17 protein-coding genes are annotated in these 15,903 nt (G+C 73.2%); 8 read left to right on the top strand and 9 right to left on the bottom strand.

Features of this window, described 5'->3' with window-relative positions:
* Nucleotides 1–37: 37 nt before the first annotated feature.
* The 6 genes from TCUR_RS14220 (at nucleotide 38) to TCUR_RS14245 (ending at nucleotide 7,293) form a co-directional block, all read left to right on the top strand.
* Nucleotides 38–1,840, top strand: a complete 1,803-nt coding sequence (locus TCUR_RS14220; RefSeq protein ID WP_012853211.1) for an ABC transporter ATP-binding protein — start codon at nucleotides 38–40, stop codon at nucleotides 1,838–1,840.
* A 65-nt stretch (nucleotides 1,841–1,905) separates the two neighbouring features.
* Nucleotides 1,906–3,165, top strand: a complete 1,260-nt coding sequence (locus TCUR_RS14225; protein WP_012853212.1) for a hypothetical protein — start codon at nucleotides 1,906–1,908, stop codon at nucleotides 3,163–3,165.
* Nucleotides 3,166–3,266: 101 nt separating this feature from the next.
* The gene (locus TCUR_RS14230) at nucleotides 3,267–3,749 is read left to right on the top strand and encodes a hypothetical protein (RefSeq protein WP_012853213.1); all 483 of its coding nucleotides are present in this window, start codon (nucleotides 3,267–3,269) and stop codon (nucleotides 3,747–3,749) included.
* Between the two features lie 67 nt (nucleotides 3,750–3,816).
* Nucleotides 3,817–4,158: a hypothetical protein gene (locus tag TCUR_RS14235; protein ID WP_041439760.1), complete on the top strand. Its 342-nt coding sequence runs from the start codon at nucleotides 3,817–3,819 to the stop codon at nucleotides 4,156–4,158.
* 145 nt (nucleotides 4,159–4,303) lie between these two features.
* Nucleotides 4,304–5,446 (top strand): acyl-CoA dehydrogenase family protein, encoded by a 1,143-nt coding sequence (locus TCUR_RS14240; protein WP_041439762.1) that lies wholly within the window; start codon nucleotides 4,304–4,306, stop codon nucleotides 5,444–5,446.
* A gap of 161 nt (nucleotides 5,447–5,607) precedes the next feature.
* A complete protein-coding gene (locus TCUR_RS14245; protein WP_012853216.1) occupies nucleotides 5,608–7,293 on the top strand; it encodes a CocE/NonD family hydrolase in 1,686 nt (561 codons plus the stop codon).
* 8 nt (nucleotides 7,294–7,301) lie between these two features.
* On the opposite strand, the gene TCUR_RS14250 is transcribed toward TCUR_RS14245, so the two are convergent.
* Nucleotides 7,302–8,924, bottom strand: a complete 1,623-nt coding sequence (locus TCUR_RS14250; RefSeq protein ID WP_012853217.1) for an alkaline phosphatase D family protein — start codon at nucleotides 8,922–8,924, stop codon at nucleotides 7,302–7,304.
* Between the two features lie 179 nt (nucleotides 8,925–9,103).
* Between TCUR_RS14250 and TCUR_RS14255 the strand changes: the two genes are divergently transcribed.
* Nucleotides 9,104–9,370 carry a DUF1876 domain-containing protein gene (locus tag TCUR_RS14255; protein WP_012853218.1) on the top strand — a complete coding sequence of 89 codons (267 nt, stop codon included), beginning with the start codon at nucleotides 9,104–9,106 and terminating at the stop codon, nucleotides 9,368–9,370.
* Between the two features lie 39 nt (nucleotides 9,371–9,409).
* Here TCUR_RS14255 and hisF read toward each other — a convergent pair whose 3' ends face one another.
* The 8 genes from hisF to hisD are packed head-to-tail and all read right to left on the bottom strand — an operon-like array spanning nucleotide 9,410 to nucleotide 15,129.
* Nucleotides 9,410–10,180 (bottom strand): imidazole glycerol phosphate synthase subunit HisF, encoded by a 771-nt coding sequence (gene hisF / locus TCUR_RS14260; RefSeq protein WP_012853219.1) that lies wholly within the window; start codon nucleotides 10,178–10,180, stop codon nucleotides 9,410–9,412.
* Entirely contained in the window at nucleotides 10,177–10,575 is a 399-nt protein-coding gene (locus TCUR_RS14265) for a RidA family protein (RefSeq protein ID WP_012853220.1), read from the bottom strand. The genes hisF and TCUR_RS14265 overlap by 4 nt, the downstream gene beginning before the upstream one ends.
* Nucleotides 10,572–11,291: a bifunctional 1-(5-phosphoribosyl)-5-((5-phosphoribosylamino)methylideneamino)imidazole-4-carboxamide isomerase/phosphoribosylanthranilate isomerase PriA gene (gene priA / locus TCUR_RS14270; RefSeq protein ID WP_012853221.1), complete on the bottom strand. Its 720-nt coding sequence runs from the start codon at nucleotides 11,289–11,291 to the stop codon at nucleotides 10,572–10,574. The genes TCUR_RS14265 and priA overlap by 4 nt, the downstream gene beginning before the upstream one ends.
* Nucleotides 11,292–11,331: 40 nt before the next feature.
* Nucleotides 11,332–11,964 (bottom strand): imidazole glycerol phosphate synthase subunit HisH, encoded by a 633-nt coding sequence (gene hisH, locus TCUR_RS14275; protein WP_012853222.1) that lies wholly within the window; start codon nucleotides 11,962–11,964, stop codon nucleotides 11,332–11,334.
* Entirely contained in the window at nucleotides 11,961–12,131 is a 171-nt protein-coding gene (locus TCUR_RS27105; RefSeq protein WP_012853223.1) for a hypothetical protein, read from the bottom strand. The genes hisH and TCUR_RS27105 overlap by 4 nt, the downstream gene beginning before the upstream one ends.
* 3 nt (nucleotides 12,132–12,134) lie before the next feature.
* Complete coding sequence (gene hisB / locus TCUR_RS14280; RefSeq protein ID WP_012853224.1) at nucleotides 12,135–12,728, bottom strand: imidazoleglycerol-phosphate dehydratase HisB; 594 nt, start codon at nucleotides 12,726–12,728, stop codon at nucleotides 12,135–12,137.
* Nucleotides 12,725–13,825, bottom strand: a complete 1,101-nt coding sequence (locus TCUR_RS27540) for a histidinol-phosphate transaminase (protein WP_012853225.1) — start codon at nucleotides 13,823–13,825, stop codon at nucleotides 12,725–12,727. The genes hisB and TCUR_RS27540 overlap by 4 nt, the downstream gene beginning before the upstream one ends.
* A complete protein-coding gene (gene hisD, locus TCUR_RS27545) occupies nucleotides 13,822–15,129 on the bottom strand; it encodes a histidinol dehydrogenase (RefSeq protein WP_012853226.1) in 1,308 nt (435 codons plus the stop codon). The genes TCUR_RS27540 and hisD overlap by 4 nt, the downstream gene beginning before the upstream one ends.
* Before the next feature lie 105 nt (nucleotides 15,130–15,234).
* Between hisD and TCUR_RS14295 the strand changes: the two genes are divergently transcribed.
* The gene (locus TCUR_RS14295; RefSeq protein ID WP_012853227.1) at nucleotides 15,235–15,897 is read left to right on the top strand and encodes an LON peptidase substrate-binding domain-containing protein; all 663 of its coding nucleotides are present in this window, start codon (nucleotides 15,235–15,237) and stop codon (nucleotides 15,895–15,897) included.
* Nucleotides 15,898–15,903 lie beyond the last annotated feature (6 nt).

The raw sequence follows: 15,903 nt of genomic DNA on the forward strand, positions 1-15,903 counted from the left end.
GGCGCGGGGTCGCACCCGAGGGGAAAGGGGCAGGCCGGTGAGCGGTGCGCAGACGGCGGAGGCGGGGCTGAACGAGGGCGCCGCCGGCGAAGGCGCGCTCAGCACGCTGCGGCGGGGGCTGCGGCTGAGCCCGGAGTTCCGGGTGGGGCTGCCGGTCACGCTGCTGCTGGCGCTGGTGGCCACCGCCGGGCGGGTGGTGGTGCCGATCGCGATCCAGCAGACCATCGACCGGGGGCTGGCCGCCCCCGGCGGCCCGGATGTGGCCTTCATCCGGCGGGCGGTGCTGGTGTCGGCCGTCGTCGTGGTGGTGACGGCGCTGTCGGCGTACCTGATGAACGTCCGGCTGTACAAGACCACCGAGGGCGGGCTGGCCACCTTGCGCATCAAGGCGTTCCGGCACGTGCACGACCTGTCCATGCTGACCCAAAGCAGCCAGCGGCGCGGCTCGCTGGTGTCGCGGGTGACCGGCGATGTCGACCAGATCAGCCAGTTCATGCAGTGGGGCGGGCTGATGATCATCGTGTCGGTGGGTCAGCTGGTGGTGGCCAGCGCGCTGATGGCGATCTACTCCTGGCCGCTGGCGCTGCTGGTGTGGGCGTCGTTCCTGCCGCTGGCGCTGGCGCTGCGGCACTTCCAGCGGCTGCTGTCGAACGCCTACCTGCGGGTGCGGGAACGCGCCGGGGACATGCTGGCGGCGATCGGCGAGTCGGTGGTGGGGGCGCCGGTCATCCGGGCGTACGCCGCCGAGGAGCGCACCGCCCGGCGCGTCGACGAGTCGGTGGAGGCCTACCGCAAGGCGCAGACCCACGCCCAGGGGCTGGTGGCGCTGACGTTTCCCTCCAGCGAGCTGGTGGCGGCGGTGGCCACCGCCGCCGTGGTGGTGGCGGGCACGCTGCTGGGCGTGGGCGGGCATCTGACCGCCGGGGAGCTGGTGGCGTTCATGTTCCTGGTGACGCTGTTCGTGGGGCCGATGCAGGTCGCCACCGAAGTGCTCAACGAGGCGCAGAACGCCATCGCCGGCTGGCGGCGGGTGCTGAACGTGCTGGACACCGAGCCGGACGTGGCCGACCCGGGGCCCGGCGGGCGGGAGCTGCCGCGCGGGCCCGTCGCGGTGCGCTTTGAGAACGTCTCCTTCGCCTACCCGGGCGGGCCGATGGTGCTGAAGGACGTGTCGGTGGACATCGCCCCCCGCTCCCGGGTGGCGGTGGTGGGCGAGACCGGATCGGGCAAGACCACCTTCGCCAAACTGCTGACCCGGCTGATGGACCCGGTGCGGGGCCGGGTGCTGGTGGACGGGGTGCCGCTGGACCGGGTGCGTTTCTCCTCGCTGCGGGAGCGGATCGTGATGGTGCCCCAAGACGGGTTCCTGTTCGACGCTTCGCTGGGCGACAACATCCGCTACGGCCGTCCCGGCGCCAGTGACGAGGAGCTGCGGCGGGCGCTGGCGGAGCTGGGGCTGGCCGACTGGCTGGAGGGCCTGCCGCGCGGGCTGGACACCCCGGTGGGCCAGCGCGGCGAGTCGCTGTCGGCCGGCGAGCGGCAGCTGGTGGCGCTGGCCCGCGCCTACCTGGCCGACCCGGACCTGCTGGTGCTGGACGAGGCGACCTCGGCGGTGGACCCGGCCACCGAGATGCGCATCGCGCAGGCGCTGGAGAGCGTCACCCGCGGCCGCACCTCCGTCACCATCGCCCACCGGCTCTCGACCGCCGAGAACGCCGATGAGGTGCTGGTGTTCGACCGGGGGCGGCTGGTGCAGCGCGGCCCGCACGCCGAGCTGGTCGCCCAGGAGGGCGTCTACGCCGATCTGTACGCCTCCTGGATCGCCCAGCGGAAGATCTGACCGCAAGGGCCGCCGGCGGCGAATAGCACTTGCCCGGTCTGCGGTCGTCTGCGCATATTGGCGCAGTGAACAGGGTCGTCATCGAATCAGCGGACACGTTGCACGGGCAGCTGCAGCGCGGCCTGGGCAGGGGTGCGCGCCGGGCGGCGGACCACAAGGGCGCGGGCGATCTGGTCTTCGACTGCATACGGCGCGATCCGCGCTGGGATCGCCAGGTGGAGGCGCGCGGCCTGTACTACGCCCGCCTGGTGGTCGATCTGGAGCTGCCGGCCGCGCCGATCGGCGAGTTCCTGCTGGAGCCCTCCGGCGGCGACGAGTGGCGGGGACGGCTGGCCCTGGAGGTGCTGACCGAGCTGGTCCGGCTGAGCCGGCGGGAGGCGGCCGCGGCGCTGCGGACCTGCGCCGAAGAGGGCGAGCTGTGGTTTGAGGCGGTGGACGCGCTGATCGGGCTGGGCGATCCGGCGCTCGCCGAGGGGCTGGATGAGCTGGTGGTCTCCCGCTGTGACGAACCCGACCTGGACTGGCTGATCACCGACCCGGACAACCCGGTGCTGCAGCAGTGGGCCCGCCGGCGGCCGCAGATCGCCGCCGCCCTGCGCCGGCGGCGCGAAGGGACGGCGGGGGCGGGCAAGGCCCGTCCGGCCTGGGAAGAGGACGGCGGGGACCGCACCGCCAGATCCGACTCCGAGCTGCTGGACCTGGCCCGGCGACGCGACGACGACGGGGCGGTGGCGGCGATCTTCGAACTGGGCCGGCGGCGCACCCCGGCGCTGCTGGACCTGGCCGAGGAACTGCTGCCGCAACGTCACGGGCGGTGGGAGGGCGCGCTATGCCGGGCGCTGCGGGAATACGGCTCACAGGCGCTGCCCAGAGCCCGCGCATGGGCGCGCGCCCACACCGGCTGCGCGGAAATCGCGCTGTGCATCCTGGCCCAGCACGGCACCCGGCAGGACATCCCCATCCTCATGGCCGAGCTGGAGGCCGCGGTGGCGCGCCGGTCCTGGGGCGCCGCCGCCGGCCCCGTGGAGGGCCTGGGCCGGCTCCGCGCCGGTGAGGCCGTGCCGCTGCTGAAACGCATCTGGACCGAATCGGCCTACTCCTATCTGCGGCCCCGCGTGCTGGTCGCGTTGACCCGCACCGCACCCCACACCGCCGAGTCCTACGCCGTCGAAGCGCTGTGGGACTGTGAGGACGACACCCGGCGGGTGGCCGCCTCGGCCGCCCCGTTCACCGACGAGACCCGGTTGCGGCTGCACCGTCTGCGTTCGGATCCGGCCGAAGACCGGCAGGTCCGCGCCGCCGCCGCCGAGCGGTTGATGCTCTGAGATGTCGTGAATTCAAGGCCCGCGCCTTCGCGTTGAACTTCCGGCGTCTGCGGCCGCGTATGTCCCGGCGATGGTGTTCCACCTTCGCGGAAGGACGGCCGATGAGACGCCCGCACCTGTTCTTCCCCCGCCCCCGGACCGGGCCGGCGCCGTTTGCCGCCCTGGGCGCGGCCTGCGCCGCGGCGCTGCTGCTGGGCGGCTGCTCGGACGGCGGCGGGCGGGCCGCCGGCGCCGCGGGCCGCGGCGACCCGCCGGCCGTGCTGGTGGCCGGGCTGGAGGACCTGGCCGCCAAGTCCGGCTGCAAGCTGCAGAACCGGACCGAGGCCGAGGAGCTGCAGCAGGGCGCCTGCAAGTCCGGGCAGAACCGCTACACCCTGCTGACCTTCGCCACCGACGAGGGGCAGGCCGAGTGGCTCAAGGAGGCCAAGCCCTGGGGCGGCACCTACCTGGTGGGGTTGCGCTGGGTGGTGGTGGGCACCGAGCCGACGCTGCAGACGCTGCGTCAGGAACTGGGCGGCCAGATCCAAAAGGGTGAGGACCACGGACACGGCTCCGGTGGTCATGCGGGTCATACCCCGGGGTGAGCGGCGGCGGGCGGTGTTCCTTCCGCGGGAGGGGGCCGGCGGCTCAAGGGACCGTAAACTCGGCGGCATGATCCTTCCTGTTCGACGGACGCTCGCCGCGGTCTCCCTCGCTCTGCTGCCCTTCGCTGCCGTCGCCGCCTGCAGCGGTGAGGGCGCCACCACCGAGTGCACGATCGACTCCTGCACCGTGACCTTCGACCGGGGGGTGGAGGCCAGCGCCTCCATCCTGGGCATCAAGGCCGAACTGGTGGGCGTGGACGGCGACAGCGTCACGCTGCGCATCGCCGGCCAGCAGATCACCGTCCCGCGGGAGGGCGAGGGGGAGGCCGACGGGCTGAGCGTGGGCGTGGAGTCCATCACCCAGGACCAGGTGGTCGTCAAGATCTCCCGGGGCGGCGGCGAGGGCTGACGCAACGCCGGCTACGGCTGTGTGTCAGCTGCACCCGGGATCGCCGGGTCGAGTTCCGGCGCGACGCCGGCCGCAGGTGAGGCCCATGGGCTGAGCCCGGGCACCCCCGTCCACCTCATGCCGACATATCGGCCAATATGGGGACATGCCAGCAGAACGCATGCTTCCCACCCCCGAGGCCGAGGATCTCATCGACCTCACCCGTCAGATCGTCAAGGCCGAGCTGGCCCCCCGCGCCGCCGAGGCCGAGGCCGCGGAGAAGTTCCCCCGCGAAGTGTTCCGCGTGCTGGGCCGGGCCGGGCTGCTGGGCCTGCCGTACCCGGAGGAGGTCGGCGGCGGGGGCCAGCCGTACGAGGTCTACCTGCAGGTGCTGGAGGAGATCGCGGCGGCGTGGGCGTCGGTGGCGGTCGGGGTGAGCGTGCACACGCTGGCGTGCTACCCGGTGGCGACGTACGGCGACGAGGAGCAGCGCAAGCGGCTGCCGGAGCTGCTCGGCGGCGAGCTGCTGGGCGGGTACGCATTGTCGGAGCCGCACGCCGGGTCGGACGCGGCGGCGCTGAGCACCCGGGCGGTCCGCGACGGCGACCACTACGTGATCACCGGCACCAAGGCGTGGATCACCCACGGCGGCGAGGCCGACTTCTATGTGCTGTTCGCCCGCACCTCCGACGACGGCGGACGGGGCATCAGCGCGTTCTTGATCGACGGGCGGATGGACGGGCTGTCGTTCGGGCCGCCGGAACGCAAGATGGGCCTGACCGGCTCCACCACCGCCCAGCTGCTGTTCGACGGCGCCCGGGTGCCCGCCGAGCGGCGGATCGGCGCCGAGGGGCAGGGCTTTCCGATCGCGCTGTCGGCGCTGGATTCGGGGCGGCTGGGCATCGCCGCCTGCGCGGTGGGCCTGGCGCAGGGGGCGCTGGATGAGGCGGTCGCCTATGCCCGGCAGCGTGAGCAGTTCGGCCGTCCCATCATCGAGCACCAGGGGCTGGGCTTCCTGCTGGCCGACATGGCGGCGGCGGTGGAGTCGGCCCGGGCGACCTACCTGGAGGCCGCCCGCCGCCGGGATCGTGGGCTGCCCTTCTCCCGGCAGGCCTCCATCGCCAAGCTGGTGGCCACCGATGCGGCGATGAAGGTCACCACCGACGCGGTGCAGGTGCTCGGCGGCTACGGCTATACCCGGGACTTCCCGGTGGAGCGTTTCATGCGCGAGGCGAAGGTCATGCAGATCTTCGAGGGCACCAACCAGATTCAGCGCATGGTGATCGCCCGTCATCTGGCGCGGGCGTAGCGGACCGGCACCCCAGAACCTCACTGAGCAGGACAAACACGACATTCAACAACTGAAATACGTTATAGTTACCTGCTAGTAAGGTCTGGCTCGGCCCGCCGCCCCCTCGCTCCGGGCCGCCGTGGCGCCCCGGGCACACCGGGGCGCGCGAGGAGGACGCGATGCCTCTCATCGAGCGCCTGCCCGCTCCGGCCCGCCGGCTGCCGCTCCCCCGCGGCCGCTTCCGCTACACCGTGCAGCGCGACATCCCGGTACCGATGCCGGACGGGGTGACGCTGCTGGCCGACCGCTACGCCCCCGCCGGCGTGCCCGACGCGCCGACCATCTTGGTCCGCACCCCGTACGGGCGCCGCGGGCTGCCGGCCGTCCTGGCCGGGCTGCCGCTGGTCCCCTTCGGGTTCCAGCTCCTGGTGCAAAGCGTCCGCGGCACCTTCGGCTCCGGCGGGGAGTTCGACCCGCTGGGCAGCGAGCAGGCCGACGGGCTGGCCACCGTGCGCTGGATGCGCAGCCAGCCGTGGTTCACCGGGTCCTTCGCCACCTACGGCGCCAGCTACCTGGGGTATTCCTCCTGGGCGATCGCCGCCGAGGCCGGGCCGGAGCTCAAGGCCATCTCCGCGCAGGTCACCGCCTCCTCCTTCCGCGACGCCGCCTACGTGGGCGGCTCGTTCGCCCTGGAGACCGTGCTGACCTGGTCGGATCTGACCTTCCGGCAGGAACGGCCGCTGGGCATGGTCAACGGGGCGCTGCTGGCCAAACGGCGGGCCCGGCGGGCCGCGCGCAGCGGCCGGCCGCTGGCGGAGCTGGACGAGCTGGCCACCGGCGCGATGGTGCGCTTCTACCAGGACCTGCTGGCCAACGACGAGCCCGGCGCCGAGTACTGGCGCAGCCGCGACTTCACCGGCACCCTCGACCGGGTCACCGCCCCGGTGACGCTGCTGGGCGGCTGGTACGACATCTTCCTGCCCTGGCAGCTGAAGGACTACCTGGCGCTGCGCGCCGCCGGGCGGCGCCCCTACCTGACCATCGGCCCGTGGTGGCACTTCGACGCCCGGCACGGGATCGCGGCGCTGCGCGAGTCGCTGGCCTGGTTCCGCGCCCACCTGCGGGGCGACTTCTCCCGGGTGCGCGCCAACCCGGTGCGGGTGTACCTCACCGGGGCCGGGCAGTGGCGCGACTACCGCGACTGGCCGCCGCCGGGCATGCGGCCGGTCCGCTGGCACCTGCACCCCGGGGGCGGGCTCGGGGAGGACGGGCCGCAGCCGGGCGAGCCCAGCCGCTACCTGTTCGACCCCGCCGACCCGACCCCCTCGCTGGCCGGGCCGAGCGTGCTGGGCAGCTGCAAGCCGGTGGACCAGCGCCCGGTGGAAAAACGCGCCGATGTGCTGGTGTTCACCTCCGCGCCGCTGCGGGCGGACCTGGACGTCATCGGCCCGGTGGAGGCGGAGCTGTTCGTGCGCTCCGACCGCGAGCACACCGACTTCGTGGTGCGCTTGTGCGACGTCGCCCCCGACGGCACCTCGCTGAACCTGTGCGAGGGCGCACGGCGGCTGCGCCCGGGCGACCCGGCCCCCGGCCCCGACGGGGTCCGCCGGGTGCGGGTGGAGCTGTGGCCGGTCGGCCACCGCTTCCGCCGCGGCCACCGCGTCCGCGTGCACGTGGCCAGCGGGGCGTTCCCCGTCGTGGCCGTCAACCCCGGCACCGGCGAGCCGCTGGGCAGCGCCACCGCCCGCCTCGTCGCACGCCAGCAGGTGCTGCACGACCCGGACCACCCGTCGGCGATCCACCTGCCGGTGGTCGAGCGGGCCGCCGAGCACACCGTGTCCGACCCGGCGGCCGAGCAGGTCTGAAGCGGCCCTCAGCCGGCGATCAGCCGCTTGAGCGTGGGCGACCCGGAGGGCACCGCGAACGAGGCCAGGCGGCGGGAGGAGGCGTCGCGGCGGGTGCGGTCGGACAGCGCGAACCAGTCCATCCGCGCCCGCTCGGGGGTCAGGCCGATCACGCCGTAGCCGTGGGAGTCCAGCTCCGCCCAGCGCACGTGCCGGTTGGTCACCGCCAGCGCCCCCTCGGCCGCCAGCGACAGCGTGCGCGGTGGCACGCCCGCCAGATCGTCGATGTTGTCGCTGGTCACCGAGGGCACCACCATCTCGGTGGCGACCGCGGGGCTGCGCGGGTAGGTGGCCGCATCCAGCGGCACCTCATTGGCCCAGCAGGTGTGGATGTCGCCGGTCAAAAAGATCGTGTTGCCGATCCGGTTCCGGTGCAGGTGGCCCAGCAGCTGCTTGCGGTCGGCGGTGTAGCCGTCCCACTGGTCGGGGTTGATCGCAAACCCCCCGGCGGGGACGCCCAGCAGCCGCCCCAGCGGGCCCAGCAGCCGGGCGGGCACCGCCCCGACCGCCACCGGGCTGATCATCACCGAGTTGCCGATCAGCCGCCAGCGCACCTCGCCCTTGCTGGCCGACAGCCCCTCCTTCAGCCAGCGCATCTGCGCGGTGCCGGTGATGGTGCGGGCCGGGTCGTCCACCGCGATGCCGCGCTCTTGGCGGGACCGGTAGCCGCGCAGGTCCAGCAATGTCAGCTCGGCCAGCCGCCCGAACCGCAGCCGCCGGTAGATGGCGCCGCCCGGCTTCACCCGCACCGGCATCCACTCGAAGTAGGCCCGGCGGGAGGCGGCCAGGCGGGCCGCGTACGGGCCCTCGGTGGCCGGGTCGTGGTTCTGGGCGCCGCCCGCCCAGGCGTCGTTGGCGACCTCGTGGTCGTCCCAGACGATCATCCAGGGGAAGCGGGCGTGCAGCGCCTGCAGGTCCGGGTCGGTCTTGTAGAGGGCGTGCCGCATCCGGTAGTCGGCCAGGGTGAGGATCTCGTGCCGGGGCTCGTTGGGGCGCACCACGCGGCCGCCGGCGGCGAAGTCCCCGCTGGCGTACTCGTAGATGTAGTCGCCGAGGTGGACGATCCCGAACAGGTCGTCGCGCGCCGCCAGATGCCGGTAGGCGGCGAAGTGGCCGGCCTCCCAGTTGGCGCAGGAGACCACCCCGAGCTTCAGCGCCGGCACCCGGGCCGTCGCCGGCGGCGCGGTGCGGGTGCGGCCGACCGGGGAAGGGCTGCCGTCCAGCAGGAACCGGTAGTAGTAGACGGTCCCGGGGGCCAGGCCGCGCACGTCCACCTTGACCGTGTGGTCACGGTCAGGGCCGGTGCGGAAGGTCCCCCTGGCCACGATCTTGCGGAACGCGGCGTCCCGGGCCACCTGCCAGCCGACGTCCACCACCGGGCCGGCGCCGGAGCCGGGGAGGGAAGAGGCGGTGGGGGTCACCCGGGTCCAGATGATCACCGCGGTGGGCAGCGGGTCGCCGGAGGCCACGCCGTGCCGGAAGTAGCGGCTGGGCGCGGCATGCGCGCCGGAGGCCGCCAGGCCGAGCGAGGGGATCGCCAACGCGCCCGCCCCGCCGACCCGGAGAAAACCACGACGGTCAAGGAGGGTCATGGTTGGGAAAGTACTCACCCATGCCCTGACCAGAAAAGGGTTTCCTGCAATGGACACCGCCCGTTCACCCCTGGTACCGGCGGCCGGGTCCCCTCGTGCGCCGGGCGGGCGGCATGCAGCGGCGGAACGGGGGTAAACGCCCACCCATGGCGACAGGGGGACCCAGACCAGGAGGAGCCATGCACCAGGACAAGGATTGGCAGCTGACGGTGCACATCAGCGAGCAGGACCGCTACACGGAGGCGGAGGCGAAACTGTCCACGCCGAACGGGACGCTCACCGGGCGCGGCGTCGCGCGCCGCAACCCGCGCGACGCCGACGTGCCCAGCATCGGCGACGAACTGGCGGTATCACGGGCGCTGTCGGAGCTGTCGCACGGGCTGCTGGACGCCGCCGCCCGGGAGATCAGCCAGATCGAGCACCGCAAGGTGCGCCTGACCCACTAGGGAGGCCCGCAGGGCGCCGCCGGCCGGGCGCCCGCTTTTTCAGCGGACCGGGTGCCCGGCGCGGCGCAGCGCGTCCTTGACTTCGGAGATCTTCAGTTCGCCGAAGTGGAAGACGCTGGCGGCCAGCACCGCGTCGGCCCCGGCCTCCACCGCGGGGGCGAAGTGCTCCAGCGCGCCCGCTCCCCCGCTGGCGATCACCGGGACCGTCACCGCCGCGCGCACCTGCCGCAGCATCTCCAGGTCGAAACCGTTCTTGGTGCCGTCGGCGTCCATGGAGTTCAGCAGGATCTCCCCCACCCCGAGTTCCTCGCCGCGGCGCACCCACTCGATGGCGTCGATGCCGGTGCCGCGCCGCCCGCCGTGCGTGGTGACCTCGAAACCGGAGGGGGTGCGCACGTCGCCGGTGACGCGGCGGGCGTCCACCGACAGCACGATGCACTGGGAGCCGAAGCGATGCGCGGCCTCGCGCAGGAACTCCGGACGGGCGATGGCCGCGGTGTTGATGGAGACCTTGTCGGCGCCGGCGCGCAGCAGCCGGTCCACGTCCTCGACGGTGCGCACCCCGCCGCCCACCGTCAGCGGGATGAACACCTCCTCGGCGGTGCGCCGCACCACCTCATAGGTGGTGGAGCGGTCGGCGCTGGAGGCGGTGATGTCCAGGAAGGTCAGCTCGTCGGCGCCCTCGGCGTCATAGCGCCGGGCCAGCTCCACCGGGTCGCCGGCGTCCCGCAGGTTGCGGAAGTTGACGCCTTTGACCACCCGCCCGGCGTCCACGTCCAGGCAGGGGATCACCCGTACCGCCACGCTCATCGTCCCACCCCCGCCCGGTAGGCGTCGGCCTCGATCTCCACCAGCATCGCCGGGTCGATCAGCCCGGCCACCTCCACCATCGTCGTCGCGGGCCTGACCTCGCCGAAGACCTCGCCGTGGGCGCGGCCGTACTCGCGCCAGCGGGCGATGTCGGTGACGTAGATGCGGGTGCGCACCACGTCGGCCGCCGAGCAGCCGAAGCGCTCCAGCGCCCGCAGCACGTTGGCCAGGCACTGGCGGGTCTGGGCGTAGGCGTCGCCTTCGTGCACCACTCTGCCGTCGGCCGGGTCCACCGGGGCGCATCCGCTCACGTGCACGTGGTCACCGGCGGCGACGGCCCGGCTGTAGCCGACGATCCCCTCCCAGGGGGCGCCCGAGCCGACCCGGCGGATCACTTCACCGCCTCCAGGGCCTCCTGCAGGGTGAACGCCCCGGCGTACAGGGCCTTGCCGATGATGACGCCCTCCACGCCGTCGCCCTCCAGCGCGGTCAGGGCGCGCAGGTCCTCCAGGGACGACACGCCGCCGGAGGCGACCACCGGCTTGCCGGTGCGGGCGCACACCTGGCGCAGCAGCTCCAGGTTGGGGCCGCGCAGCGTGCCGTCCTTGGTGACGTCGGTGACCACATAGCGGGGGCAGCCGTCGGCCTCCAGCCGTTCCAGCACCTCCCACAGGTCGCCGCCCTCGCGCGTCCAGCCGCGCACCGCCACCGTGGTGCCGCGCACATCCAGGCCGACCGCGATCTTCTCGCCGTGCTCGGCGATGATCTTGCGGCACCACTCGGGCTTCTCCAGCGCGGCGGTGCCGATGTTGACCCGGGCGCAGCCGGTGGCCAGCGCCGCCTCCAGGGAGGCGTCGTCGCGGATCCCGCCGGACAGCTCGACCTTCACATCCAGCCGGCCGATCACCTCGGCCAGCAGCTCCCGGTTGGAGCCCCGGCCGAACGCCGCGTCCAGGTCCACCATGTGGATCCACTCCGCTCCGGCCGCCTGCCAGGCCAGCGCCGCATCCAGCGGAGCCCCATAGGAGGTCTCGGTGCCGGCCTCGCCCTGCACCAGCCGGACGGCCTGGCCGCCGGAGACGTCGACGGCGGGAAGGAGCGTCAAAGTCATCGCAAAACCTCATCCATCGCCGCGGGGCGGCGCGATCCTCTTAAAGCGTGGACAGCCAGTTGCGCAGCAGCTGGGCGCCGGCGTCGCCGGACTTTTCGGGGTGGAACTGGGTGGCGCACAGGGCGCCGTTCTCCACCGCGGCCACGAACGGTTCGCCGTGCTCGGCCCAGGTGACCAGCGGCGGGGTCAGCCGGCTGCCGGCCGGCATCTCCCAGCGGCGCACCGCATAAGAATGCACGAAGTAAAAGCGGGTGTCGGCGTCCAGGCCGCGGAACAGCACCGACCCCTCAGGGGCCCGGACGGTGTTCCAGCCCATGTGGGGCAGGACGGGGGCGTGCAGCCGTTCCACCGTGCCGGGCCATTCGGCACAGCCTTCGGTGGTGACGCCGTGCTCGACGCCCTTTTCGAACAGGATCTGCATGCCCACGCAGATGCCCAGCACCGGGCGGCCGCCGGCCAGGCGGCGGCCGATGAGCTGCCGGCCGCGGATGGCGTTCAGCCCCTGCATGCAGGCGGCGAACGCGCCGACGCCGGGGACGACCAGGCCGTCGGCCTCCAGCGCCGTCTCATAGTCGGAGGTGACGGTCACCTGCGCGCCGGCGCGGGCCACCGCCCGCTCGGCCGAGCGCAGGTTGCCCGACCCGTAGTCCAAGACGACCACCGAAGGTTTCACAGCCACAACACTCCCGCCACGAAGGCCATCACGGTCAGCACGGCCAGCAGCACCGCCCCGCCCTTGATGCCCTGCCTGATGAAGCTGATCACGCCCATCAGCAGGAAGACGGCCAGGCCGAACAGCGCCACATTGAGGTAGGTGAAGTGCAGGCCGCCGATCTCCATGCCTTACAAGGCCCCCTTGGTCGAGGGCACGCCCTGCACCCGGGGGTCGAAGGCGACGGCGTCGCGCAGCGCCCGGGCCAGCGCCTTGAACTGGGCCTCCACGATGTGGTGGGCGTTGCGGCCGTAGGGGACGTGCACGTGCAGCGCGATGCGGGCGTTGGCCACGAACGACTCCAGGATGTGCCGGGTCATCGTGGTGTCGTAGTCGGGCCCGATCATCGGGGCCATGCCCTCCGGTTCGGTGTGCACCAGGTAGGGCCGGCCGGCGATGTCCACGGTGACCTGGGCCAGCGCCTCATCCAGCGGCACCGCGGCGTGGGCGAAGCGGCGGATGCCGCTTTTGTCGCCCACGGCCTGGGCGAAGGCCTGGCCGAGCGCGATCGCGGTGTCCTCGATGGTGTGGTGGCTGTCGATGTGCAGGTCGCCGGTGGTCTTGACGGTCAGGTCGAACGAGCCGTGCTTGCCGAGCTGGGCGAGCATGTGGTCGAAGAAGCCCACCCCGGTCGCCACGTCCACCCGCCCGGTGCCGTCCAGGTCGATCTCGACGGCCACGGTGGTCTCCTTGGTGGCGCGCTCGATGCGCCCGGTGCGGCTCACTGGATCTCCTTCAATGCGGTGGTCAGCGCGGATCGGAAGGCGGCCATCTCGGCGGGGGTTCCGACGGTGACCCGCAGCCACTGCGGCGGCCCCACCTCGCGGATCAGCACGCCCTGGTCCAGCATGGCCTGCCACACCCGGCGGCGGTCGGGGAATGTGCCGAACAACACGAAGTTGGCGTCGGAGTCGGCCACCCGCAGGCCCTGGCCGCGCAGCCAGCCGACGATCAGGTCCCGTTCGGTGCGCAGCTGCGCCACCGAGCCGAGCAGCTCATCGGCGTGGGCCAGCGCGGTGCGGGCCGCCGCCTGGGTGATCGACGACAGATGGTAGGGCAACCGGACCAGCAGCAGCGCCTCGATCACCGCCGGGTGGGCGGCCAGGTAGCCCAGCCGCACGCCCGCCATGGCGAACGCCTTGGACATGGTGCGGGTGACGATGAGGCGCGGGTGCTCGGCCAGCAGTTCCAGCGCCGAGAGGGTGTCTTCGCGGCGGAACTCCGCGTAGGCCTCGTCCACCACCACCATGCCGGGCGCGGCGGCGGCGATCGCCTCGATGACCTCCAGCGGCAGCGAGGTGCCGGTGGGGTTGTTGGGCGAGGTGAGGAACACCACGTCGGGGCGGTGCTCGTCGATCGCGGCCAGGGCGCGGTCGACGTCCAGGCCGAAGTCCTCGTCGCGGTGGGCGTTGATCCAGCGCGTCCCGGTGACGTGCGTGATGATCGGGTGCATCGAGTACGACGGCTCAAAGCCCAGCGCGCACCGGCCGGGGCCGCCGAAGGCCTGCAGGATCTGCTGGATGATCTCGTTGGAGCCGTTGGCCGCCCACACCCGCTCGGCGGTCAGCTCCGCGCCGGGGGTGTCGTGGTTGAGGAAGTCGGCCAGCTCGGCGCGCAGCGCCAGCGCGTCGCGGTCGGGGTAGCGGTTGAGCGAGGCGGCGGCGGCGGCGACCGCCTTCGCCAGCGCCTCGACCAGTCGCTCCGAGGGCGGGTAGGGGTTTTCGTTGGTGTTCAGCCGGACCGGCACGTCCAGTTGGGGAGCACCATAAGGCTCCCGCCCGCGCAGGTCCTCGCGCAGCGGGAGGTCGCCGAGGGATGTCACGTGGGGATCTCCCAGTTGAAGCGGGCCTTCATCGCGGCTCCGTGGGCGGGCAGGTCCTCGGCCTCGGCCAGCGCCACCACCCGGGCGGTGGCCTCGGCCAGCGCGGCGCGGTCGTACTCGACCACATGGACGCCGCGCAGGAAGGACTGCACCGACAGCCCCGACGAATGGCAGGCGCACCCTCCGGTGGGCAGCACGTGGTTGGACCCGGCCAGGTAGTCGCCCAGCGACACCGGCGAGTGCGGGCCGATGAAGATCGCCCCGGCGTTGCGGACCCGCTCGGCCACCTGCCGGGCGTTCGCGGTCTGGATCTCCAGGTGCTCGGCGGCGTAGGCGTTGACCACCGCCAGCCCGGCCTCGATGTCGTCGACCAGCACGATGCCGGACTGCCGGCCGGCCAGCGCCTGGGTGATGCGCTCGGTGTGCTTGGTGCGGGCGACCTGCTCGGCCAGCTCCCGCTCCACCCGCTCGGCCAGCTCCTCGCTGTCGGTGACCAGCACCGCGGCGGCCAGCGTGTCGTGCTCGGCCTGGCTGATCAGGTCGGCGGCCACGTGCACCGGGTCGGCACTGGCGTCGGCGAGGATGGCGATCTCGGTGGGGCCGGCCTCGGAGTCGATGCCGACCACGCCCCGCAGGTGGCGCTTGGCGGCGGCCACCCAGATGTTGCCGGGGCCGGTGACCAGGTTGACCGGGCGGCACTCGTCGGTGCCGTAGGCCAGCATCGCGATGGACTGGGCACCGCCGGCGGCGTAGACCTCCTCCACGCCCAGCAGGGCGCAGGCGGCCAGGATCGCCGGGTGCGGCAGGCCGCCGAACTCCTGCTGCGGCGGGGAGGTGACGGCCAGCGAGCCGACCCCGGCCTCCTGGGCGGGGACGACGTTCATCACCACGCTGGAGGGGTAGACGGCCCGGCCGCCCGGCACATACAGCCCGACCCGCTCCACCGGGATCCACCGCTCGGTGACGGTGCCGCCGGGCACCACCTGGGTGGTGACGTCGGTGCGGCGCTGGTCGCGGTGCACCAGGCGGGCGCGGCGGATGGACTCCTCCAGCGCGTCCCGCACGGCCGGGTCCAGCCCGGCCAGCGCCCGCTCCAGCGCCGCGGCGGGCACCCGCAGGCTCTCCAGCTCCACCCCGTCGAACTTCTTGGTGTACTCCCGGACCGCCGCCGCGCCGCGATGGCGCACGTCCTCGCAGATGGGCCGCACCCGCTCCAGGGCGGCCTCGACGTCCAGTTCGGCACGCGGCAGCACGGAGCGCAGGTCGCCGGGCAGCGAACCGCGCAGGTCGATTCGGGAGATCACCGCTCCAGTCTACGAAGGCGCGCACCCTGATCGGTGCCGGGGCGTGCTTCATCATTTGAGAAAGCCCCGGCCGCCATGATCGTTACCAGCGCGTAGGCTGACGGTGTGACCGCACGGCTGCCGCTGTTCCCGTTGGGCACGGTGCTCTTTCCGGGACTGGTGCTACCCCTGCACATCTTCGAGGAGCGTTACCGGCTGCTGATCCGCGAGCTGCTGGAGGAGCCGCGGCCGCGCCGCTTCGGCGTCGTCGGCATCGAACTGGGCCATGAGGTCGGCGACGGCGCGGCGCGGCGGCTGGCCCCGGTCGGCTGCACCGCCGAGATCCGCGTCGTCAACCCCCACGACGACGGCCGGTTCGACGTGGTGACGGTGGGCGGCGAGCGGTTCCGGCTGCTGCAGGTGGACGACTCGCGGCCCTATCTGAGCGGCGAGGTGGAGTTCCTGCCCGAGGAGGCGGGCACGGAGCCCGATGCGGCCGCCGGGCGCGTGGGCCGGCTGTTTCGGCTTTACCGGCTGCGGCTGGAGGCGGCGGGCGCGCCGGCCGGCGACCCCGTGGAGCTGCCCGACGACCCGGTGCGGCTGTCCTACCTGATCGCCGGGGCCATGGTGCTGGACCAGCGCGACAAGCAGCGCCTGCTGGAGGCCGCCGACGCCACGCAGCGGCTGTGGGCCGAGCACGAGCTGCTGCGGCGGGAGATCCGGCTGCTGGACGCGCTGCCGACGGTGCCGGCCGGGCGGCTCATCGAGGGCGCCGTCCACCCCAACTGACTCCCG

This window comes from Thermomonospora curvata DSM 43183, from assembly GCF_000024385.1.
Taxonomy (GTDB): Bacteria; Actinomycetota; Actinomycetes; order Streptosporangiales; family Streptosporangiaceae; genus Thermomonospora; species Thermomonospora curvata.